We start from the raw sequence: 20,432 nt of genomic DNA on the forward strand, positions 1-20,432 counted from the left end.
AGTTTAATAGTTTAATAAATTTCTAGTTTTGCTACAGCTCTAGTAAGTATCGGTATTGGTTGCAGTTAATGAAAGGCTGTAAGTTACTGATTCTTAGGTTAATTAGAGATTGAATGAGCAATTGAACTTCAATAATGAGCAATAGAGAGCGTGTTCTGGAACGAGTTTTAATCCACGCCCACTGTTAATTTAATTTAATTGAACTGTTAGCTAGTAAATGGTAGCTGATTTTAAAATTCCCCATTGTTTATAGAGAGGCAAAGTAATGTTAGATCGTTTAGATGAACCAATGAATTTAACACAGCCAGAAGAAGTTACGTCATTCCAAGACGAAGTATCTCTGACTCAGATGGATGTCGAATCTCTTTGGCATCCAATGGTGCAGCACAAGAAATACGAACGCACCCCACCCAAACGCATGGATAAAGCCAACGGTTGCTATGTTACCGACAGTGAAGGCAAGGAGTATCTAGATGGGGTATCTGGCTTATGGTGTGTTAATGTCGGCTATGGACGCACAGAATTGGCAGATGCAGCCCGCGAACAGCTAGTGGAACTATCATACTTTCCTTTAGTAATGAGCCACTCACCTGCAATTAAGCTAGCAGCCAAACTATTAGAGCTTTTACAGTTTGAAGGGAAAGTACACTTTTCCAATAGTGGTTCAGAAGCCAACGAAACAGCCTTTAAAATGGCACGTCAATATCATGCTCAAACTGAGGGTAGTAGAAGATATAAAATTATTTCTCGCTATCGTGCCTATCACGGTAATACTATGGGTGCGTTGAGTGCTACCGCTCAAGCAGAAAGACGAGCTAAATATGAACCCCTCGTACCAGGATTTTTACACGTTCATCCTCCCTATTGCTATCGCTGTCCCTTTGGCAAAACCTACGGCTCTTGTAATATCGAGTGTGCTAGTTCGATAGAAAATACGGTAATTCATGAAGGTGCGGAAACTGTAGCTGCAATTATTGTTGAGCCTGTTATTTCTGGTGGTGGGGTGATTGTTCCTCCCGATGAATACTTACCCATGCTGCGAGAAATTTGCGATCGCTACGGTATTCTGCTAATCTTTGATGAGGTGGTAAGTGGTTTTGGTCGTTTGGGTAAAATGTTCGGACACCAAGTTTGGGGAGTCAAGCCAGATATGATTACCCTAGCAAAAGGTATTACCAGTGGTTATTTACCCCTCTCGGCAACGGTTACTCAGCAACATATTTTTGAAGCCTTCCTAGACGAAAGCGATCCTACTTCTCATTTTCGTCATATCAATACCTATGGCGGAAATCCTGCTTCTACCGCTTTATCTTTAAAAAATATCGAAATTATCGAAACCGAACAGCTACCAGAACAAGCAGCCAAGATGGGAGCTTATTTAAGAGCAGAACTAGCAACCCTAGAAGATCATCCCTATGTAGGAGACATCCGAAGTAAAGGAATGTTATTAGGGATTGAATTAGTAGCAGATAAAGAGACTAAAGAACCATTACCAGGAAACAAAGTAGGAGCGATTGTCTCTTACTGTTTAGAACAAGGAGTCATTATCGGACGTAACGGCAGTACTGTTCCTGGGCTTTCTAATGTGTTAATTATTGCTCCTCCCTTAATTTTGACCAAGGCAGATGCGGATTTAATTGTTGCTAAATTGAAAGAGGCTTTAAATAGCCAAATTTAAAAGATGAGGGATCGAGGATAAAGGATGAGGTATGAGGGATGAGGTATGACTTTTTGTTTTGCATCCCTGTACTTTCTGGAGGGGCTGAATACGCAAAGTTACCTCTAAAGCTTTTACGCCCCCGTCTTCATCTGCTTTCAATCACCTGTTTATTATTTATTGTTCACAAGAAGAGAGAGGTTAATTATGGAAATTGGAGTACCAAAAGAAACTAAAGATCAAGAATTTAGAGTCGGATTATCTCCTGCTAGTGTGCGAGTCTTAACAGATAGAGGACATAGTGTCTCTGTGGAAACTAAAGCTGGAGTTGGTTCTGGATTTAGCGATGCAGATTATCAACAGGCTGGCGCAACCATTGTTCCTGAAGCCAAGGATGCTTGGAATCGCGAAATGGTGGTTAAAGTTAAAGAGCCTTTGAAGAGTGAATATCAGTTTATTCGCAAAGGACAATTACTATTTACCTATTTGCATCTAGCAGCTAATAAAACCCTGACTGAATACTTGATTAACAGTGGAGCAGATGCGATCGCTTATGAAACTGTAGAGCTTAATCGTACTTTACCATTATTAATGCCTATGAGCGTCATTGCAGGTAGACTATCAGTACAATTTGGCGCACGCTTTTTAGAACGGCAACAGGGAGGCAGAGGAGTTTTATTAGGTGGTATCCCTGGAGTTTCCCCAGGCAAAGTAACCATTTTAGGTGGTGGTGTCGTCGGTACGGAAGCAGCTAAAATTGCTGTGGGTATGGGGGCAAAGGTACAAATTTTTGACATCAATGTAGAGCGATTATCTTATTTAGAAACCCTATTTGGTTCTAGGGTAGAACTGCTTTATAGCACTTCCGCAGCCATTGAAACTGCCGTTCCCGATGCCGATTTATTAATTGGTGCAGTATTAATTCCAGGAAGAAACGCACCTACTTTGGTTAACCGCGACTTGGTTGCTAAAATGCGCCCTGGCTCGGTAATTGTTGATGTAGCCGTAGATCAAGGAGGATGTATTGAAACCTTGCATCCAACTTCTCATACTCAGCCTACTTATGTTGAATCGGGAGTAGTACATTACGGCGTACCAAATATGCCTGGTGCTGTACCCTGGACTGCTACCCAAGCTTTAAATAACAGTACTTTGCCCTATGTCATTAAACTAGCCGATCTAGGTATGAAGGCTTTGGATAGCGACCCTGCTTTAGCTATGGGATTAAATGTTAGCAATTATCAATTAGTACATCCTGTAGTCAAAGAAGTCTTCAAAGATTTGGTTGCTCGTACTGCGGAATTTTCTATGACCTAAAGTTTTTGTAATTTGCTAACTTTTATATTTTCGCAGAAAGTATTTCTCTTAAAAGCTCTTGAGTTTTATTAAACTATTTTCGACTTCTGATACAGCTTTTAAAGTATAGGCAATTACAAATTAGAACCGTAATATTTTAATGTAGGGGTGAATAATTATTCGCCCTTACAAGGTGTATGTATTCGCAACTTTTGTCGCGATTAATCTAAGTAATCTCTATTATTTTATAGAAGTTTAAAAAATAATTTACTATCAAGTAACGTTTTGAATAACTCAAACAAAAATTGAAAATTTAATTTGTCAAAATTTAAAAATTAAAGTAATATTTAAACTGTTTTAAGGAGGTTTAAAATACTAAAATCTATAATTTAGCTTGATTGAAAAAAGTTCTAATTTTTTAAGTATGAAATAGCAATATTAAAGAAAAAATTTTATTAAAATAAATAAATAGTAAGTAAGTAAGCGACCTTTGTAGCTCCTACGAAGTAATTAATGTCAAGAGCATCCTAGTGGTTATGATTTTGATGCAAATTTATAATTATACTTTTAAAAAAGTACAACTGAATAGTTACTAGCGATTAATGGTTGATTTATAAAATCCTAAAATAAACAGACAAAAAATAAAAAGTATCCATGTTATGTTTTGTTAACTTTGAAGGCAGTATTGTTAATAGAGTATATTTATTAACAGTTTTAAAAATAAACTAGCTGCAAACTAAGAGGGAAATGTTTTGAATTGACTAACAAAATATATTCATTTATCAGGACAAAAAATTTCGCTCGTTAGCGCAAAAATTACGTAACAGAATTATGAAGCAAAAATCGTTTCGTTTACAGAATAAATCTTGGCTGGCTGCTTTATTTTTAATTTTAATACCTACGGCTGCTCTGGCTCAAGCAGAAGCAGATTCAGGAAAATTGGCAGGACCTCTTGAAACTATATTTCAACAAATTATTGATATTCTTAATCTCCTCTTATATTCCAAAATAGGTGGCGAGAATGGAATGCCGTTGATTGTTTTGTGGTTAATTGTTGGTGCTCTTTTCTTCACCTTACGCATGAAATTTATCAATATTCGTGGTTTTAAACACGCTATTGATGTGGTGCGAGGCAAGTATGACGATCCTGAAGATGAGGGGGATGTTTCCCATTTCCAAGCTCTTGCAGCAGCCCTTTCAGGAACAGTAGGCATTGGTAACATTGCTGGAGTTGCGATCGCAATACGCCTGGGAGGTCCAGGAGCAGCTTTTTGGATGACTGTAGCTGGTTTCTTGGGAATGTCCAGTAAATTTGCTGAATGCACTCTCGGTCAGAAATATCGCATCATCAAACCCGATGGCACAGTGGGCGGTGGTCCTATGTATTATCTCTCTCGCGGTTTATCGTCAATCGGTATGGGGGGACTAGGTAAAGGCTTAGCGATAATCTATGCTGCTTTTTGTGCTATTGCTACCCTGGGTGCAGGCAATATGTTCCAGGCAAATCAGGCTTATGCTGCGGTGTCTAATGCTTTACCCTTCTTTAGCAATCTTAGCTGGCTGTTTGGCATCATTTTAGTATTGGTTGTGGGACTAGTAATTCTCGGTGGGATCGAACGTATCGGTGCCGTAGCAGGTATTTTAGTACCAGTGATGGCGGTAGTTTACACCATAGCTTGTGTCTGGGTCATGCTAGTCAAATTCACTTCTATCCCTGGAGCAATTGGCACAATTGTTAGTTCAGCCTTTAACCCACAAGCAATAGCAGGAGGACTTCTAGGTGCAATTGTCATTGGGTTTCAACGAGCCGTATTTTCTAACGAAGCAGGTATTGGTTCTGCTGCGATCGCCCATTCGGCTGCTCGTACCGACGAGCCAGTTAGAGAAGGTATAGTTGCTCTGTTAGAACCTTTTATCGATACGATGTTTATCTGTAATATGACAGCAATTGTTATTGTTCTGACAGGGGTTTATGCAGATCCAGCTTCTGCTGAACTTGATGGAGCCAAACTTTCAGCAGCATCATTTGAGACAATTATTAGTTGGTTTCCTTATGTGATTGCTATTGCTGGTTTTCTGTTTGCTGTTTCCACGATGATTACTTGGAGTTACTACGGGCAGTTAGCTTGGGCATATATATTTGGCGATGCCACAATCAATATTTATAAGGTAATATTTTTAGTCTGTGGATTTATCGGTACGGTTATCAATCTCGATCTCGTTTTAGAATTTAGCGATATTTCACTACTAGCGATGTCTCTACCAAATTTACTAGGTTGTTTTCTCTTATCTGGTGTAATTGCTAGAGAGTTGAATAGCTATATGACTCGTCTCAATTCTGGTGAAATGTTGGCAAATGTCGCGGAAACTCGAGAACCTGTCTTGAAATAAACGGAGGTGAATTATGAGTTGTCTGAAAAAAAAATCTGTTCTGATTCCGATTGATTTCTCCGAACCTTCTTATGAGGCGATCGCTATTGCGAAAGAATATGTCGAAGATATTTCATCCTTGAAGCTCATTCATGTACTTGCTCCCCTACATCCTGCCGACCCAGCAGCTATGTGGGATACTCTCAATAATGAAGATCGTCAGCAAAAAGTGCAAGAATTTTTGCATAGTAAGCTAGATGAACTGGGATACAAAGGAGTAGAGATCAAAGTCACAATCGGTAAACCTGGTACAGAAATTATCGACTATGCCAAAGAAATAGATGCAGATTTAATCGTTTTGCCTTCCCACGGGCGCAAAGCTATGAGTCACTTTTTACTTGGCTCAGTAGCAGAACGAGTGGTACGTTTATCTCATTGTCCAGTCTTGGTTTTGAAATAATCAAATAAATGGATTTATTCGGAAACGAATATGTTGCAGTCAGCAGCATTATTTTACTGGCAGCTTTAGCTCAAAGCATTACTGGCTTTGGGTTTTCTATTGTTGCCATGTCTTTTTTACCTGGAGTTGTGGGTCTACAAACCTCAGTACCATTAGTTACGCTATTTAATATTATTGGTAACATTGTGCTTTGGTATTATCATAGGCGCGACTTTAGCTTGAAAACTGTGGGACAGTTGACAATTGCTGCTTTGGTAACCACTCCAATGGGGATTTTATTACTGGATTTAATTCCTGAAGCCATAGCCTTAAAAGGATTAGGCATCTTAATCATTAGCTATGTTATCTATGATTGGTTCAATTTGTCTTTACCCAAGCTTCAGTCCTCTCTTTGGGCTTATGCATTTGGTGGCGCATCGGGTGTCCTTAATGGAGCGTATACGATTAACGGCCCACCATTAATTGTCTATGCAAACTGTCGTCGCTGGACTCCTCAAGAATTTAAAGGCAATTTAACCGCTTTATTTTTCTTTAGTTCTCTAGTGGCTGCGATCGCTCATGGAATACAAGGAAACATTACTATATCTGTTTGGAAATTTACCGTTTATAGTATTCCTATCTATGTTGTCGGACTTTGTTTAGGAATGGTCTTATCGAAAAAGATCGAGCCTTTAGTTTTTAGGCGTATTACTTTAGCTTTGCTGTTGGTAGCAGGTTTGAGACTGTTAGTTTAATAGCTATCAAAATTCTTTTTTTATCGGATATAGTAGCAGAATTAGATGCCGTAAAAATGGCAGTATATAAGATTTATCTAAGACGCCTGATGTGAATTAGCGGTGAGACCCCGCGTTATGCGGAGCGGTATCCGTGATAGACGGCGACAGACCCTAAAGGAATAGCTTCCCTAAAGGACTTCCTTCGGGGCGCGCGTCGCGCAAGGGAATGCAAACCCTAACCCTTCGCTTTAAACTTATTAGTTCGTAGCTATAAGCTGTAAGCTATAAGCTAAAGATAAACTCACTAAAGAAAGTCTATAGGTATTATTCTCGCTCTTCTCGTAACTAGAAAAGCTTTCTTTTATGAGGTTCGCGTTTAGATGACGTGAAACCATCTAAACCACCCTTTCATTACCTACTCGGTATTGTCCCCATCTCGAACAGATGTCTTACTTGAGAGTGGGAGTTGAAAATCTCCCAAGAACGTAGGCGTTCCATTTTGTATAACCATTGCAGGTCAGACTCCCCCAGAGTCCCTGAGTACCATGTTTTTCTCTTACTTGTCGCTGCCTTATTTTAAAGCGAGATTAATTATTAACCAACTCCAGTTTATTCTCTTGATTGTTAACTTCCGTGTTGGCATAGATGGCAGTTTTACCCGTAATTAGTCTCGCGCCTCTACCTAAAGTCATATAATTCCATGCCCATTGAATCATGACAACTAACTTATTATCAAACTCAATGAGATAGTAAATGTGAGCCATAACCCAAATAAACCAGGCGAAGAAACCAGAAAGTTGAGCAAAACCGAGATTCGCTACTGCTTTGTTTTGTCCAACAACTGCCATACTTCCTAAATCAAAGTAACGGAAAGGGGTAATAGTTTTTCCTTGACACTTTCTTGTAATTAGTTTGGCTACGTATTCTCCTTCTTGCATTGCTACGGGAGCAACACCTGGTAGGGGACGCTCTCCCTGATGGGGAAAGTTAGCTAAATCGCCCACAACAAAGATGTCTGGATAACCTTTAATGCTGAGATCGGGTTCGACAATTACTCTACCTGCACGATCTAACTCTGCGCCAGTGCTTTCTGCCAAAACTCTACCCATAAAGGAGGCTTTAACGCCAGCAGCCCAAAGAATAGTATTAGCAGGGATGGTGTCTGCTTTGTCTCCTTCACGAAAAGTCACAGTTTTGTTAGAGATGTCTGTAACTAGGGTTTTGGTTTTAACTTCTACTCCTAGTTTTTCTAAAGATTGTCTTGCTTTGACAGATAACTCTTCTGGGTAAGGAGGAAGAATGCGATCCATACCTTCAAAGAGTAGGATGCGAGCTTTGGTTGTATCGACATCGCGAAAGTCTTCTACTACAGATTTATGAGCGATCTCAGCGATCGCTCCTGCTAACTCAACACCTGTAGGTCCACCGCCGACGACCACAAAAGTGAGTAAAGATTGGCGTTTCTTGGGGTCTGGCTCTTTTTCGGCTGCTTCAAAGGCGGTAAAGATACGACGACGCATTTCTAGAGCATCTTCTACGGTTTTTAACCCTGGTGCATCGTTTTCCCACTGGTCGTTACCAAAGTAGTGATGGCTTCCTCCTGTGGCGATAACCAACATATCGTAGCTAATATCTTCTCCATCTTCTACGATGACTTTCTTCGCTTTAGAGTCGATATCGACTACTTTATCCAATAAAACTTGAGTATTCTTTTGTTTGCTCAATATTACCCTCAGAGGCGAAGCGATATCTGCGGGGGATAAACTACCTGTTGCCACTTGATAAAGCAAGGGCTGAAAGAGGTGGAAATTGCGCTTGTCAATTAAGGTAACTTTTACTGGTGCATTTCTTAGGGACTTAGCTGCATACAGACCTCCGAAACCGCCACCAACGATAACAACATGAGGCAATGAGGCTTGTGGTTTATCCATAGGGGAAGCAATAGGGTAATGTTTGGTTTATGCTAAGCTGACCAACATCTAGTTTGCCAGCACTTTTCAAGCTATGTATAAGGATTGAGCGTCAGAATTATGCAAGTAAAATGTGGATCAGCTTAGTCAACACCTCTTGGGATAGAGGTAGCAATTGCTACACCATCTACTGTAGCCTTTATTAAGAAGTGTTAAGGTGATATTGTATACTTTCCCTATGGTTTTTGGCGAGGAATTTAGATTTTAAATGCGGATAGATAGTATAAGTAAAACTAATATTCTGTAGCGACTCCCATACCAAAAAACTTTGGTGGTGCTTCTAAAGTATAAACTGTAGTTTCAGAAGCGATCGCTTTTTTGATATAAACGGGAGTTTGCATTACTCCTAAGTGGCTACTACCATCAATAAATCTAAAATTGTTAGTGGTTTTATTTGCTATCATCCGATCGACTGTTTCAACATCAGGCAAGGTATCAATAGGCTCATCAGAACATAAAGCAAAACCCCAAGGCGCACCATAAGCCGAAGTAATAGTGGACATGGGAGCTACATTATTAAACACTGTCTTCAATGTGTTAATCAAACGAGCATGATATTTAATTTCAGGAGCAGAAACTGGACCTGCTTGAATCACCACATAACCACCTGGGTTGAGTACCCGTTTTAGCTTGGCAAAATATTCTTTAGTAAACAGAGCAAAAGAAGGACCTTCTTCAATCGGATCGGAAAGATCGGAGATAATAATGTCCCAGGTTTTTGTAGTGGTATCCAAGACTTTTAGTGCGTCTGCAATCACTAACTCTACGCGAGGATCGTCAAAAGCTCCTTGATGCATTTCTGGAAGATGCTCTTTACAAGCTGTTACCACTTCCCCATCAATATCGATCATCATCACTTTTTCGATAGTTTTCCAGCGTAGAAGCTCTCTAATAGTTGCTCCTTCACCTCCACCCAAAACTAAAGCTGCACGAGGATGTTGATGAGCAATCATCGCAGGTTGTACTAAAACTTCATGATAAATAAATTCGTCTCCAGTACAGGATTGCCATTTACCATCTAACACTAATCCTTTACCGTAAGCACCAGTCTCCACTATATACATTTCCTGATAAGCAGTTTTTTGATAAGCGAGGACGTTGGTTACTCCATGAGAATAAATATCCCAAGGGGTTATATATTCGTTGATCCAGAGGTCTGCTTTTACTTCACTACCAGCCATAATTCATTTTGCTCTCAAAAAATTGGCACAAATAACTTATCTTAAATTCTGTTGAGATACAATATGAGTCTTATTTCACTGACATCAAAGTGCGAATATTAAAAAAACCTAAAATATTTCTTTTGATATACAGCATTTTTTGTAAAATTTCGTTACGATATAAATGATAAATATCGCTGATCGGCATATAATATCAAATTTATATTTAATTTACCTTTAACTTACTCTACTAATAGTCCAGTCTAGTTTAGCTACAGACAGAGTTCGGGTACTACTTTTAACTATCTAAAAGTGATATGCGGACTTCTTTTGCTGGAAATTAATGCTTAACGAGCAGAAATGCTTCTTAGCCAGAGAACTGCTGCGCTATTCTATTCCCATGTTGACGCTCATTATGAATTAGCTTTGTTAAAGTCGAAACTATTCGATAGCTATGAGTTTCTAACAACAATTAGAGTGAAGAATGCGACAGATAAATTGTCAGGTAAGACAATAAAATATTTTGATTATTGATAAAGTTATGTTAAGCAACGCGCCAGCTTAGCTATCCGCAAGGAGCGAGATCGCTTTTTACTTCAAGATTTGTAATCATCTCACCCAAATAGAACAAGCAATTCTCAAACCTTTAACACCAAATACCCCGATCTCTGACAACACAGTTTAATTCTTGAAATTAAACATAAAGCTACCGTAATCTTCGATCCTTATTTTGACAAACTGTTACAGTTCTTGACGAAGCGCGGAAATCACCACAAACTGAGTGATAGCATTCCCTACATAAACAGATTATAAAAAGACGAGAGAATTTTCCTATGTCAGAAGAAATTACCCTTTCTGGTGCTATGCCTAAATTCGGTGGTAGTACTGGTGGTTTATTAACTAAAGCTGAGGTAGAAGAAAAATACGCTATTACTTGGACAAGCTCCAAAGAACAAGTATTTGAAATGCCTACTGGTGGTGCAGCAATTATGAATGAAGGTGAAAACCTTTTATACCTTGCTCGCAAAGAACAATGCTTGGCTTTAGGTACTCAACTTAGAACTAAATTTAAACCCAGAATTCAGGATTACAAAATTTATCGTGTTTATCCTAGCGGTGAAATTCAGTATCTCCATCCTGCTGATGGCGTATTCCCTGAAAAAGTTAATGAAGGTCGCGAATACAACGGCAAGATAGATCGTAACATTGGTAGTAATCCAGAACCAGCTACTATCAAATTCTCTGGCAAAGCTCCTTACGAAGTGTAATCTAAATTTTACCCTCCAAGGGATTAGTTATTGGAGAGTGAGTGATAAGATTTTTCTTATGAATTTACTCTTTGGCTGCTAATCCCTTAACTTTTTAGACAACCCATGATTTTCCCTAGTTTTGAACAGTTTATAACTCTTGCCAAGCAAGGCAATTTTGTCCCCGTTTATCAAGAACTAGCTGCTGATTTAGAAACTCCTGTATCTGCTTGGTACAAAGTATGTGCTGGACAACCCTATAGTTTTTTACTGGAGTCAGTAGAGGGAGGGGAAAATCTTGGTCGCTACAGTTTTTTGGGTTGCGATCCTGTTTGGGTATTGGAAGCTAGAGGAGAGACGACAATTCAAACCCACAGAGATGGTTCAAATCAAGAGTTTACAGGGAATCCCCTAGAGATTTTAGAGCATTGTTTGACAACCATTAAACCCGTCAAATTGCCTCAACTTCCTCCTGGTATTGGTGGATTGTTTGGGGTTTGGGGTTATGAGTTGATTAATTGGATTGAGCCTAGAGTTCCTGTGACTTACCCCTCAGAAACAGAACTACCCGATGGGGTTTGGATGCAAGTAGATAATCTGATTATTTTCGATCAGGTAAAAAGAAAAATTTGGGCGATCGCTTATGCCGATTTAAGAGATGATACAGTAGATTTGCAACAGGCTTATCAAACAGCGTGCGATCGTGTTACGAAATTAATCCTCAAGTTAAAACTGCCTCTCCCCTTAGAAGCCACGGCTTTAGAATGGCAGTCTAATCCCGATCGAGAAAGCTCACTATCTTATTCGAGTAATACACCTCAAGAAACATTCTGTAAGAACGTTCTCAAAGCTCAAGACTATATCCATGCAGGGGATATTTTTCAGGTAGTGGTATCTCAGAGACTTTCTACCTCCTACACAGGAGAACCTTTTAATTTATATCGTTCTCTAAGATTGGTTAATCCTTCTCCCTATATGGCTTACTACCAGTTTGGTGATTGGCAATTAATCGGTTCATCTCCAGAAGTAATGGTCAAAGCCGAAACAGCAGAAGATGGCTCATTAGATGCCATTGTCAGACCGATTGCTGGTACGAGAAAACGTGGTAAAACCCCCGCAGAAGATAACGCTTTAGCAGAAGATTTACTGCAAGATCCCAAAGAAATCGCGGAACACGTCATGTTAGTAGACTTAGGGCGTAACGACTTGGGGCGAGTTTGTGAAAAAGGTAGCGTCAGAGTGGATGAATTGATGGTGATAGAGCGTTACTCCCATGTGATGCATATTGTTAGCAATGTAGTGGGTAAGCTAGATTCCAGTAAAACTGCTTGGGATTTACTCAAAGCTTGTTTTCCCGCAGGGACAGTCAGTGGCGCACCTAAAATTCGTGCTATGGAAATTATTCATGAACTTGAACCAGAACGCAGGGGTCCCTATTCTGGAGTTTATGGCTATTATGACTTTGAAGGACAGTTAAATAGTGCCATCACCATTAGAACCATGATTGTCCGTCCTGAAGGTAATAACTCTCATACGGTATCAGTACAGGCTGGTGCGGGTTTAGTAGCTGATTCTATTCCCGAAAGCGAGTATCAAGAGACTTTAAATAAAGCTAGAGGTTTATTAGAAGCAATTCGTAGTTTGTCTTGTTGAGTAGTTGATGCAAAACTTATTACCAATCTATTGCCAATAGTACCTAAAAGAGCCAATTCAGCGATCGCTATAATTAATTCTTGAGGAAGTGCAGTAAAAATCAAATCGACGGTTGCGCCAAAAAACCCGCTCGAAATGAAGCTAGTAAGTCGCATTAACGACTCCACCATCTACTACAATTGTTTGACCTGTAATGTAAGCAGCTTGTTCAGATGCTAAAAAAACCGCAGCAGCAGCAATTTCTTCTGGAGTGGCAAGACGTTTTGCAGGTATTCGAGCAATTAAAGCGTTTCGTGCAGTTTCGTCACCATAAAGCTCTTTTGAGCGTTGAGTGGCAGTGTGACCAGGGGCGACATTGTTAACTGTTATACCATCTGCTGCAACTTCAGTGCTGAGAGTTTTGGCAAAACCTGTTACCCCAGCGCGAAAGGCGTTCGAGAGGGTAAGATTATTGATGGGTTGCTTAATGCTGGAACTGGTGATGTTGATAATACGCCCCCAGCCTTTTGCTTGCATATCAGATAAGACGGCTCTGGTTAAGCGTACATTAGCCATAAGAATGAGATTGTAGGCTTTATCCCAAGCAGCATCATTCAGGTTAGCAGCCTTCCCTTTTGGAGGACCACCTGCGTTGGAGATGAGGATGTCAGGAGAGCCAAAATTAGACCGAGTATATTTAATTAGTTCCTCAATATCGTTAGGTTGAGTTACGTCCGCAGTTATACCAGCAACGTTACCCCCTAAGTCTTGTAAATTGCTTACTGCTTTATCTAAATTTGCCCGATCTCGCGAACTGATAATAACCTGCGTACCCTCGGCTATAAGTCCTTTAGCGATCGCATAGCCAATGCCTTTTGAGCCTCCCGTAACCAGTGCAATTTTGTTTTTTAGGTGTAAGTCCATAAAATACTCCATTCTTCAGCAATTTTCGGATAGATTTCCACTCCCATGACATTGTGTCTAGTGGAACTGTATCGATATGTCCCGTAAAACATCTAATTTTATAGCTCTCAAATTACATTATTAACTATATTGCAGTACTCTAATTACAGTTTGATCTTCGGGTAGATCGGACGGTTTAATGGCAATGCGATTAACATCTAACTTTTTGATTTCCATTCCCTGAGCTAAATCTAAAAACTCATCTACGGCTACAAGATCGCAATTTGCTTCATCTGCTGCATCAGTAAGATATTGCGTCGGAATTACTACCCTTGGTCTGAGAGTATCTACTGCTTGTTTGGCTTCTGCTGGATTGTAAGCTTTAGCACCACCACCTACAGGAATCAATAAAATATCTGGAGTCCCCATAAGAATCTTTTCTTCTAAGCTAATGGGGGCTGCTGCACCACCAAGATGCAAGATTGTGACTCCTCCTTGATTCCAACGCCAAGCAATATTGTTTCCGAAACGTCTTCCGCCTTCGCGATCGTGAGGAGTGGTAATTCCTTGAAATTTAACTCCTTTGACTTGGTAGTCGCCTGACTCTGTAAAGATTTGGGGATTTCCTGGCACTTCTTCTACTGCCCCTTCATCTAGTAAAAAACTACTAATCAATACTAAATCTGCTTCTATATTGGGAGTGTTGTAACCCGCAGTACAACCTAATGGACGAAAGGGATTGACTAAAACTTTTAACCCATTACCTGTAAATAAAAAGCAAGTATGTCCCAAATATTGAATTTTTACAGAGCTACTATCAGTATCGTTAGTTTGAGCAAAGGAACTTTTTGTTGCGATCGCTCCTAAAGCTGTGAGTATGCTAATACTTCCATAGCGGATTAACTGTCGCCGTTTCATAATTTAATAATTTTACGTTTAATGCAGATGGCTACTCAAATGTACTTTATATTTGTCATTGGCAGACTTTTTTTTTATTGTTTATTAGTTCCTTTTCTTTTTCACAAATCTTTACAATAAAAAGAGTAGCATCTCATAAATAATATCTATGCAGTTAACATACTTCGATAGTAACTCTTGGTTAATTGAGCTTGAAGGCAAAAGAATTTTACTCGATCCTTGGTTAGTAGGAGATTTAATCTTTGGTGGTGCTTCTTGGCTATTCAAAGGAAGTAAAAATCAGAAACACTCTATCCCTGAGAATATTGATTTAATTTTGCTTTCTCAAGGCTTAGAAGATCACGCTCATCCCCCAACTTTAAAAAAATTGGCTAAAAATATTCCTGTGGTGGCTTCTCCTAATGGAGCGAAAGTAGCCCAAGATTTGGGTTATACTACCGTTACCGCTTTGGAACATGGCTCGGCTTATACTTTAGGAGATCGAGTAGAAATTAAAGCCCTTCCAGGCTCTCCTATTGGTCCTACTACTACAGAAAATGGTTATCTTCTTAAAGGCTTAAAATCGGGTAAGACTATGTATTATGAGCCTCATGGTTATCATTCTGAAGAGATTAAAGCCACCAACTCCGTTGATGTGGTAGTTACTCCTCTGATTAATCTCAAGCTTCCTTTGTTGGGTGCTGTAATTAAAGGACAAAAAACCGCCCTAGAATTGTGTCAGCATCTCAAACCCCAAGTAATTTTAGCTACCGCAGCAGGAGGAGATGTTAGTTTTGAAGGAATAATAATATCTATTTTGAAAGCTGAAGGAAGTGTGGAAGATTTTCAGCAACTATTAAAGCAAAATAATCTTTCTACTTTAGCTATCGATCCCCAGTCAGGAGAGAATATAGAATTATCCCTAGTTTAAAATTATCCTGTTGAAAGCGATCGCTATGCCAGAAAAAGTTACTATCTCTTTGGGGAATTTCCTGTTATTTGTTGCTGTTGGATTGTTACTGGTTTTATGTTGGCAACTGAGAAGTTTGATTGTGGTGTTAATGATTGCGGTGGTAATTGCTGCAACTTTAGCACCTGCGATCGCTACTGCCCATAAATTAGGCATTCCACGCTGGTTATCGGTAATTGGAGTGTATTTGGGTCTTATTGCTGCAATCACTGGCATTGGCTTACTGATTGGTCCTACAGTAGTAGAACAGATTGAAAGGTTAATTCGTAGATTACCAAGCTATTTAGAAGTTTTGCGATCGCTATTAGAGGACTTGATTATACGCATCGGTATGAGCGATCCTGATGACTCCAGTATGATTTCTCAATTGTTAGATATTCAAGGTTTAAGCAGTTGGGCAATTCGTTCTAGTCAACAGCTAGTAGTAAGATCTTATAGTGTCACCAAAGGCATTATCGGTAGTGTGTTTAGTTTGTTATTAGCATTACTGCTTTCTGGTTATATGTTGTCTGGCTCAGATAAATTATTGCAAGATATCATTAATTTGTTTCCTTATCCTTGGAATACTAGATTATCCCTCCAAGTACGTCCCGTAAGTCAAAGAATGGGAGGTTATATTCAAGGTAGAATTTTAGTTTCGGCAATTTTGGGGGTAGTAATTTCTATTGGCTTAAATTTCTTAGGATTAGCAGATTTTGCTCTGGGTTTAGGCGTAATTGCTGGCTTTACCAACTTAATACCCTTTTTTGGCCCTGTTTTAGGCTCAATTCCTGCTTTAATTGTTGCGATCGCTCAAGGAGGCTGGACGGCTCTCTGGGTACTATTACTCTTTGCGGTAATTCAAAACTTGGAAACCTACGTTCTCGATCCTTTATTGGTTGGCAATTCTGTTAAAGTGCATCCACTGTATCAACTGCTAGCAGTATTAGGAGGAGCGCAGGTTCTAGGTATTGTCGGAGCTTTAATCGTACCGCCTTGGATAGCAGGAGGAGCAGTCTTACTGGAAAGTCTCTACGTACAACCAAAATTAGCCACAGAGCAAAAAGCCTTAAATAAATTTTAAATGGGTGGGGCAAATTTAAAGCTAATTGTGCAGAAAAGAAGTCACCGAGTCAGGAACAAGTTAGAAGGAGTCAAAAGAGTGAAGATTTCCAGAAATATTTAAATAACTAAAAGCTACTTAATTGTAAATAGATATTACAAGTCTTTGAAGAATCTTGAGATATCGTTATTGATTCTCATATTTGTATATACCCTAAAGATATAACTATATACATAACATGAGGACTTTTTGTATGGAGCGAGAAAATAGCAACTATAAAATGATTTGTACCCTGACTTTTGGAGATATTTACCCACAAATTATTATTTGGCTAATTGTAATTTTCATTAGTTTGGCTACTACTTTGGCTTTATGGAGCAGTACTCGTCAAATTTATGCTTTAGCTACTGTGGGGATTATTTTAGTTTTGTCTCTACCTTTTTTACTATTTGCTTTTGTGACAACTCTACTTAATAATATTGAATTTGCGCCCATAGAGGAAGAAACAGCTAAGAGCAAATCTTCTAGTAATAGAGCCAAATCTAATCAAAAACCTGCTCAAGCTACAGGTTAATTGAATCATCAAAAAATAACTCAATATTTACGGGGGTTAATCAGATACCAAGGTTAGCCTTTTTTATGGCTTTTTTTTCTAATATTATTTTAAATTGTCTAACTTTTAGAAATAGAAAGCGGATGGTCTAGTACCATAATTACGATATCGCCAATAGTCTGTCATAATGCGATCGTGATCGAAGCAAAGATTAGTAGGTATTTCCCATTGATGATAAACAGCTAAGCTTTTAGCATCATCGGCTGCGGTAGGATTGCCTGTAGCAGTAGCAAGAAAGACAATTGCTAGGGTGTGTTGGCGTAGATCTCTTGCAGGATCGGAATAAACATAAAATTGCTCTACCAACTCCACATCGAGGCTAACTTCTTCTTTAGCTTCACGAATAGCAGCATTTTCTACCGATTCACCATAATCAACAAATCCTCCAGGAATTGCCCAACCATAGGGAATATTTTTTCTTTCAATCAGTATAATCGGTCTATGGGGACGGTCTATTAACTCAATAATAATGTCTACTGTTGGTGCAGGATTACGATAATTCACGTTGCGATCGCATATACTTAGAGAATCAGCACCCCATATTATCATTCATTTAACCATTTTATTAAACTAATAATACTGAATTAATGGAAAATAAACTTTATCATATTACAACTTTTCAAGAATGGGAAGCTGCTCAAAATTATGATGAATATCAACCCCAAGAATTTAGTAATGATGGCTTTATTCATTGCTCTTATAAGCACCAACTAATTAGAGTGGCAAATTTTATTTTTCGAGGACAAAATAATCTTATTATTTTAGTAATTGACCCCAATAAAATACCAAGTAAAATTGTTACAGAAAATTTAGAAGGAGGAGCAGAGTTATTTCCTCATATTTATGGTAAGTTGCCTCTAAAATCTGTAATCTCAACTATACCTTTTCCTTGTGAGTTAGAAGGAAATTTTTCTTTACCAGCATCATTAAAATGATTTTCAGTTGACTTAAATGATATCAATCGTGCATTGATTCAGGTAATAAGTAATATAGCCGTATAAAATTAGATTAGGACATTAAAATTTACGAACTTCGGAAGTAATGAGTAATAAGTAATGAGTAATGAGCTTTTTGATTAAAATGCCACCAAAAAATGTCTTAACGTTAATATGTAACGCTATAAGTAGTAAAGCTTTGTAAAATCACATTGTAGAAAAAGCTCTATTTCTAGAAACGTTATCTAGACTTATTATTCCATAGGATCGCGTCTTCCAATATCTAAATCCCAAAGTTTTTCTTTCACATCTTGTTTTGTCTGACCACAATAATAGTACTCTCGTTTTGCCAAATTAATTAAATAGTATCCTAGCCTTCCACTGTAGCGACGGAATAGCTCAATAATAATTTGTTTTTTAGTTAATCCGTGTCTTTCTTCAATATTTAAAAGATTGACTTGCTTATTCTCATTATTAACTATAATTTCTCCTGGGCTATAAAACCAACCATCTACTTTTTTTTCGACAATTTGAATATGGGCGGGATAGTACAGAATCGTCATACTATTATTTATTAATATTTTTTACTCAATAGTAATATTTATTTATAGATATTTGAAAACTGAGTTATCTAGAAATAAAATTGTTACTGTTAAACTTTTTTATTGTTTTTTGTAGTTTTCTGAAGTAACTTTCTCGTTTATAGCATGATTTTTTTTAAACGTAATCAAAATAGGAAAATAAAAAAACTCCCAATCTTTTTTTTTACAGACAGGAGTTATATTAGGTTTGCTTAAAATCGCTACGCGATTAGCTATAGGCTATTAGCTATTAGCAAGACTTGCATAGTGGGGGAATTAAACTCACCACGTAGCCTTATTCCACTTAAATAAGTGGAGGAATTAAACCTGGAGCTTACAGCAAGCGAAGCTCCAAGCTTATAGCTGGTTAAACATTTAAATGTGATTGCTGACAGAGACAAGGAAATACAGATCAGAAGCTCCAAATGTGTACGATGTATGCAAACAAGATTTACTGTTTACTAATCACTGATTTAGCCGACAGTACCTAAAATATCTTGAGCGTGAGTAGCAGTATTGACACTATCATCTACGTGACTAATATTGCCTTCGCCATCGATGATGTAAGTCACTCTTTTAGCATAACCACCACCATCGACATCATAAGCTTTAGAAATTGAGCCATCTTTATCTGTTAAAAGAGTGAAAGGTAAGCCATATTTTTCTTTAAACTGTTGGTGAGAAGCTTCATCATCCATACTGATACCCAACACAACCATATCTTTACCTTGATACTCTGCATAGTTATCACGGAAACTTTGGGCTTGTTTAGTGCAACCAGGGGTATCATCTTTGGGATAGAAATATAAAACAACTACTTTTCCTTTAAAGTCAGATAAGGATACTGTCTTACCTAGATCGTCTGTAGTAGTAAAAGCTGGTGCAACTGTACCGACTGCTAAAGCCATTTTTATTATCTCTCCTTAGAGGTAAAGTTTTTATATTTTAAACTTTAACGTAATTGGTAATTTTTAGGACTGAATAAAAAGATAATTAATCATTGATAATTAGTTATGATTGACTATTCAATACATAGTTAGCAGCAGCTATTCCTGACAATAGCGCACCTTCTATTTTTGGCGCAACGAAAGCATCACCTGCCATGACTAAAGGGAACTCGGATAAAGCACAGTATTGCTGATGATAAAAAGTACGGGGTAAACTATAACGCCATCGGTGTACTTGATACTCGATTACGGAATCATTTAACCAATCAGATGCAGCATCAAATAATAACTTAGCAATAGTTTCGTTATCGCTTGAATAATGAGTTTCACTGAATTTTGGTGTAGCGTGGAGAGTTACTGCGTAGTTAGGAGAAATTCCTTTTTGATAGTTATCTGCTAGCCAAACTAATGGCTCTTTATCTAATAAAATTCCTCCTGGTGAGGGGATATTACTTGGCTTTTCTAATAAGGCTAATACCGCAATACATTGATAGTATTTAATTTGTTCTAAAGAGTTTTTAATATTAGCAGGAATTGTGATATTTGAATTATCTAATAAAGCCAAGGTTTGGGGTACAGGAGGAGTCATGATTAACATCTCTGCTGGAAACTGATTTCCTTTTTCTGTCTCAATTAACCATTGAGAATCTTGATAGTTAAGCTTGGTTACTTTGGTGCTGGTATGGACATCTAAATCTTTTGCTAAATACTTAGCAATACTGCGACTACTTGTTAATCCTCGATAACGAGGTTTTGATTTATCTTCTGGGGTAAATTGCTGACACCATTCGGTGACTATTCCTGCTTGAAGCCATTCATCAACCCACTTTTGAAACTGAGGATTTTTAACACTAAAGTATTGTGCGCCGTAGTCAAATACTCCTTCTTGAATACGCTTAGTAGCCAGTCTTCCGCCGATACCCCTACCTTTATCTAAAACTGTTACTTTAATACCATTGCGCTGTAAGATACTGGCAATAATTAAGCCTGAAATACCACCACCAATAACTAAGCAAGATGATATTTGTTTGTTTTG

At 38.3% G+C, this 20,432-nt stretch carries 20 protein-coding genes; 11 read left to right on the plus strand and 9 right to left on the minus strand.

Features of this window, described 5'->3' with window-relative positions; all coding sequences use genetic code 11:
* The first annotated feature begins 265 nt into the window (after nucleotides 1-265).
* The 5 genes from H1P_RS08400 to H1P_RS08420 all read left to right on the plus strand — a co-directional run bounded on the left by H1P_RS08400 (nucleotide 266) and on the right by H1P_RS08420 (nucleotide 6,517).
* Nucleotides 266-1,678: an aminotransferase gene (locus H1P_RS08400; RefSeq protein WP_246141532.1), complete on the plus strand. Its 1,413-nt coding sequence runs from the start codon at nucleotides 266-268 to the stop codon at nucleotides 1,676-1,678.
* Between the two features lie 186 nt (nucleotides 1,679-1,864).
* Complete coding sequence (gene ald, locus H1P_RS08405; protein ID WP_144866139.1) at nucleotides 1,865-2,974, plus strand: alanine dehydrogenase; 1,110 nt, start codon at nucleotides 1,865-1,867, stop codon at nucleotides 2,972-2,974.
* 810 nt (nucleotides 2,975-3,784) lie between these two features.
* Nucleotides 3,785-5,344 (plus strand): alanine/glycine:cation symporter family protein, encoded by a 1,560-nt coding sequence (locus H1P_RS08410; RefSeq protein WP_144866142.1) that lies wholly within the window; start codon nucleotides 3,785-3,787, stop codon nucleotides 5,342-5,344.
* Between the two features lie 13 nt (nucleotides 5,345-5,357).
* A complete protein-coding gene (locus tag H1P_RS08415; protein ID WP_144866145.1) occupies nucleotides 5,358-5,783 on the plus strand; it encodes a universal stress protein in 426 nt (141 codons plus the stop codon).
* Between the two features lie 8 nt (nucleotides 5,784-5,791).
* On the plus strand, nucleotides 5,792-6,517 hold the full coding sequence (locus tag H1P_RS08420) for a sulfite exporter TauE/SafE family protein (protein WP_144866149.1): 726 nt from the start codon (nucleotides 5,792-5,794) through the stop codon (nucleotides 6,515-6,517).
* Between the two features lie 569 nt (nucleotides 6,518-7,086).
* On the opposite strand, the gene H1P_RS08425 is transcribed toward H1P_RS08420, so the two are convergent.
* Together H1P_RS08425 and H1P_RS08430 are read right to left on the minus strand one after the other, a co-directional pair.
* Nucleotides 7,087-8,430, minus strand: a complete 1,344-nt coding sequence (locus H1P_RS08425) for an NAD(P)/FAD-dependent oxidoreductase (RefSeq protein ID WP_144866153.1) — start codon at nucleotides 8,428-8,430, stop codon at nucleotides 7,087-7,089.
* Nucleotides 8,431-8,702: 272 nt separating this feature from the next.
* Nucleotides 8,703-9,650, minus strand: a complete 948-nt coding sequence (locus H1P_RS08430; protein WP_144866155.1) for a spermine/spermidine synthase domain-containing protein — start codon at nucleotides 9,648-9,650, stop codon at nucleotides 8,703-8,705.
* Nucleotides 9,651-10,462: 812 nt separating this feature from the next.
* Here H1P_RS08430 and psaD point away from each other — a divergent pair.
* Nucleotides 10,463-10,897, plus strand: a complete 435-nt coding sequence (psaD, locus tag H1P_RS08435) for a photosystem I reaction center subunit II PsaD (RefSeq protein ID WP_144866157.1) — start codon at nucleotides 10,463-10,465, stop codon at nucleotides 10,895-10,897.
* Between the two features lie 105 nt (nucleotides 10,898-11,002).
* A complete protein-coding gene (gene trpE, locus H1P_RS08440; RefSeq protein WP_144866159.1) occupies nucleotides 11,003-12,529 on the plus strand; it encodes an anthranilate synthase component I in 1,527 nt (508 codons plus the stop codon).
* On the opposite strand, the gene H1P_RS39280 is transcribed toward trpE, so the two are convergent.
* From H1P_RS39280 to H1P_RS08455, 3 genes are all read right to left on the minus strand, one after another.
* Nucleotides 12,469-12,699, minus strand: a complete 231-nt coding sequence (locus H1P_RS39280; RefSeq protein WP_144866161.1) for a benzoate/H(+) symporter BenE family transporter — start codon at nucleotides 12,697-12,699, stop codon at nucleotides 12,469-12,471. The genes trpE and H1P_RS39280 overlap by 61 nt on opposite strands.
* A complete protein-coding gene (locus tag H1P_RS08450) occupies nucleotides 12,671-13,432 on the minus strand; it encodes an SDR family oxidoreductase (protein WP_144866163.1) in 762 nt (253 codons plus the stop codon). Before H1P_RS08450 ends, H1P_RS39280 begins: the two co-directional genes overlap by 29 nt.
* 120 nt (nucleotides 13,433-13,552) lie before the next feature.
* Nucleotides 13,553-14,329 carry an MBL fold metallo-hydrolase gene (locus H1P_RS08455; protein ID WP_144866165.1) on the minus strand — a complete coding sequence of 259 codons (777 nt, stop codon included), beginning with the start codon at nucleotides 14,327-14,329 and terminating at the stop codon, nucleotides 13,553-13,555.
* Nucleotides 14,330-14,477: 148 nt separating this feature from the next.
* Between H1P_RS08455 and H1P_RS08460 the strand changes: the two genes are divergently transcribed.
* The 3 genes from H1P_RS08460 to H1P_RS08470 all read left to right on the plus strand — a co-directional run bounded on the left by H1P_RS08460 (nucleotide 14,478) and on the right by H1P_RS08470 (nucleotide 16,894).
* Entirely contained in the window at nucleotides 14,478-15,239 is a 762-nt protein-coding gene (locus tag H1P_RS08460; RefSeq protein WP_144866167.1) for an MBL fold metallo-hydrolase, read from the plus strand.
* 25 nt (nucleotides 15,240-15,264) lie between these two features.
* The gene (locus H1P_RS08465; protein WP_144866170.1) at nucleotides 15,265-16,341 is read left to right on the plus strand and encodes an AI-2E family transporter; all 1,077 of its coding nucleotides are present in this window, start codon (nucleotides 15,265-15,267) and stop codon (nucleotides 16,339-16,341) included.
* 232 nt (nucleotides 16,342-16,573) lie between these two features.
* A complete protein-coding gene (locus H1P_RS08470) occupies nucleotides 16,574-16,894 on the plus strand; it encodes a hypothetical protein (RefSeq protein ID WP_144866171.1) in 321 nt (106 codons plus the stop codon).
* Between the two features lie 105 nt (nucleotides 16,895-16,999).
* Here H1P_RS08470 and H1P_RS08475 read toward each other — a convergent pair whose 3' ends face one another.
* Nucleotides 17,000-17,437 (minus strand): NUDIX domain-containing protein, encoded by a 438-nt coding sequence (locus H1P_RS08475; protein WP_144866197.1) that lies wholly within the window; start codon nucleotides 17,435-17,437, stop codon nucleotides 17,000-17,002.
* 83 nt (nucleotides 17,438-17,520) lie between these two features.
* On the opposite strand from H1P_RS08475, the gene H1P_RS08480 reads away from it, so the two are divergent.
* Nucleotides 17,521-17,868 (plus strand): DUF952 domain-containing protein, encoded by a 348-nt coding sequence (locus H1P_RS08480; protein ID WP_144866173.1) that lies wholly within the window; start codon nucleotides 17,521-17,523, stop codon nucleotides 17,866-17,868.
* A gap of 254 nt (nucleotides 17,869-18,122) precedes the next feature.
* Here the strand turns inward: H1P_RS08480 and H1P_RS08485 are convergent, their stop codons facing one another.
* From H1P_RS08485 to H1P_RS08495, 3 genes are all read right to left on the minus strand, one after another.
* The gene (locus H1P_RS08485) at nucleotides 18,123-18,431 is read right to left on the minus strand and encodes a hypothetical protein (protein ID WP_144866175.1); all 309 of its coding nucleotides are present in this window, start codon (nucleotides 18,429-18,431) and stop codon (nucleotides 18,123-18,125) included.
* Between the two features lie 491 nt (nucleotides 18,432-18,922).
* A complete protein-coding gene (locus H1P_RS08490) occupies nucleotides 18,923-19,357 on the minus strand; it encodes a peroxiredoxin (RefSeq protein WP_144866192.1) in 435 nt (144 codons plus the stop codon).
* A gap of 103 nt (nucleotides 19,358-19,460) precedes the next feature.
* Nucleotides 19,461-20,432 (minus strand): NAD(P)/FAD-dependent oxidoreductase (locus tag H1P_RS08495; RefSeq protein ID WP_425461528.1); only part of this gene is annotated, 972 nt, incomplete at its 5' end.

Source organism: Hyella patelloides LEGE 07179, from assembly GCF_900659865.1.
GTDB classification, from domain to species: Bacteria; Cyanobacteriota; Cyanobacteriia; order Cyanobacteriales; family Xenococcaceae; genus Hyella; species Hyella patelloides.